3 protein-coding genes are annotated in these 2,317 nt (G+C 32.0%); all 3 read right to left on the bottom strand.

What is annotated here, in order from left to right:
• Positions 1–31: 31 nt before the first annotated feature.
• The 3 genes from CVS92_RS08920 to CVS92_RS08910 are packed head-to-tail and all read right to left on the bottom strand — an operon-like array spanning position 32 to position 2,288.
• The gene (locus tag CVS92_RS08920; RefSeq protein ID WP_107789220.1) at positions 32–787 is read right to left on the bottom strand and encodes a glycosyltransferase family 2 protein; all 756 of its coding nucleotides are present in this window, start codon (positions 785–787) and stop codon (positions 32–34) included.
• A complete protein-coding gene (locus CVS92_RS08915; RefSeq protein ID WP_107789219.1) occupies positions 784–1,935 on the bottom strand; it encodes a glycosyltransferase family 4 protein in 1,152 nt (383 codons plus the stop codon). Before CVS92_RS08915 ends, CVS92_RS08920 begins: the two co-directional genes overlap by 4 nt.
• The gene (locus CVS92_RS08910) at positions 1,932–2,288 is read right to left on the bottom strand and encodes a glycosyltransferase (protein ID WP_159070364.1); all 357 of its coding nucleotides are present in this window, start codon (positions 2,286–2,288) and stop codon (positions 1,932–1,934) included. The genes CVS92_RS08915 and CVS92_RS08910 overlap by 4 nt, the downstream gene beginning before the upstream one ends.
• Positions 2,289–2,317: the final 29 nt, after the last annotated feature.

The raw sequence follows: 2,317 nt of genomic DNA, 5'->3' as shown, positions 1-2,317 counted from the left end.
ATATTTGACAAGCATTAGAGCAGAAATACTTTTACCCATATGATTTATTTATAAACTGAACTATCTTTGAAAAAGGTTTTAGAAGAAACATTAATGGATTTATATAAAGCCCATTGGCCTGCCACGCTCTATATGACTCAATATTTGCTTTTATAATATTTTTAATACTTTTGTTGCTTTCACCACCCATCCTCATTTTGACAAAAACCTCATCAACATAACTACTTGTGATCTTATATTTTTCAAAAAATCTTAACATGAGCTCATAATCAGCGGCGATTTTAAAGCTAAGATCAAACATTCCATATTTTTTATAAATTTCACTTTTAACAAAAAAGGTAGGATGTGCAGGATGCCAACCGGACCTAAAAAGGCTATCTTGATATTTTTTTGACTTCCAATATCTTATAACTTTTTTTGGATTATTTGCATATACGTATTCAAGATTTGCATATACACTATCGGTATTACTATTTAAAAACTCATCAGCCACTATTTGTAAAATTTTATCACTGGCATAAAAATCATCACTATTTAATATACCCACAACATCCCCAGTAGCCATCCTAATACCTTTATTCATAGCATCGTATAGACCATTATCCTTTTCGCTGATAAATTTGATCTTATCGCCATAGCTTTGAACTATCTCAATAGTACCGTCAGTACTAGCCCCGTCTACAACGATATACTCTACATCTTTATAGCTTTGATTTAAAACAGAATTTATAGCATCTCTTATAGTTTTTGCATTGTTCCATACTACCGTTACGATTGATATTTTCAATTTTTATTCTCCAAGATATTTTTATAAATTTCAATCTGCTTTTCAATAACATACTCATTTTCATATCGCTTTGCGCTCTCTTTTGCAGCCATTGAAAGTCTATCGTAGCCATCAAAGTCATATGATCTTTCTATCACGCTTTTTAGCTCATAAGGGCCACTTAAAAACCCATTTACACCATCTTTTATAAAATCGCCTCTTGTCCCTATATCATATCCTATAACAGGCACTCCTACACTCATAGCTTCGATAATAGTTAAACCAAAAGTCTCATACAAAAGTGATGGCTGCAACAAATACTTTGAATGTGAGACGATAGTCATAGTCTCTTCCCTTGAGCACTTTCCTTTAAATATTATGTTTGGCTTTTTATATTTTTGTCTAAGCTGCGCTTCAATATCTCCGCCACCAACAATGGTTAAAATATACTTTTCGTCCAGCCGATCCCAAATTTCTAAAAGCCTCAAAATTCCCTTTGACTCTTCTATCCGCCCTACATATACATAGCCATATTTTTGTGTCTCCGTATTAAAGCTCATTTGTAAGCTATTTGGCTTTAAAATAAGCTTGTCCCCGTCTACTCCAAGACTTTTAATCTTATCTTTTTGAAAATTTGTTAAAACAAAAAAGTAATCAATGTTTTTAAAAACCCCAGATAATTTATAAAACCAAAAAGCTAGCTGTGCCACAAAACTTTGCAAAAGCGACTTTCTATAACATCTATTTAAAATGCCAGACAAAGAAAATTTTTTATGCATGCAAATTTCACAAATACCAAAACCATCTCTATATAAGATCCCAGATATGCACCACAATCTATAATTATGTAGAGTATGGATCACTTTTGTTTTACTATCTTTAGCTGCCTTAAAAACAGCAGGCGTAAGAAGCGGAAAAAAGTTGTGAACATGAACAATTTCAATACCATTTTTTTTTATTATTTCTCTAACCTCTTTGTAATATTTTTTTGAAAACCATATCTCAAAAAAAAGCTTAAATTTATTTATATCATCATTTGAGACTTCATAGTAAAAAACATTTTCACATCCCAGCTTTTTGCGCAAGGCGTTTAGCTCATTTTTATAAACAATATCCTCACCGCCAATATTCTTTGATTGGTATTTATTGTGGATTATTAGAATTTTCATAAGTATGAGCTTATTTGCTGTATATCTTTGGCATTAATATCATAGCTATCAGCATTGCTACATAAATTTTGCAATAATGTATCGTCAAAATTTCTTATTATTTGCGTAAGACTATTTTTGTTAGCAGGATCAAACACAAAGCCATTTATACCATTTTTGATTAATTCAGAAGATCCGCAACGATCGCTTACCAAAACCGGTAGTCCAAAATACAACGCCTCCTCTACCACCAACCCCCAAGGTTCGATCAAACTAGGCAAAATGAAAACATCGTTTTTGGCAAATTCGTCACCCATAAATTTATTTTCTACAGCTCCTCTAAAGATTATATTTTTATTTGAAATAGACTGCAAAAACTCCTGCCTGTCTCTTATTCACCTCT

Source organism: Campylobacter concisus, from assembly GCF_003048555.1.
In the GTDB taxonomy this organism is placed as follows: Bacteria; Campylobacterota; Campylobacteria; order Campylobacterales; family Campylobacteraceae; genus Campylobacter_A; species Campylobacter_A concisus_AO.
Note: the sequence above shows the minus strand (reverse complement) of the source record. Positions and strands in the feature narration are given on the sequence as shown.

Excerpts from the sequence above, each read along its gene's own strand:
- CVS92_RS08915 (WP_107789219.1), bottom strand. The coding sequence starts at position 1,935 with ATGAAAATTCTAATAATCCACAATAAATACCAATCAAAGAATATTGGC.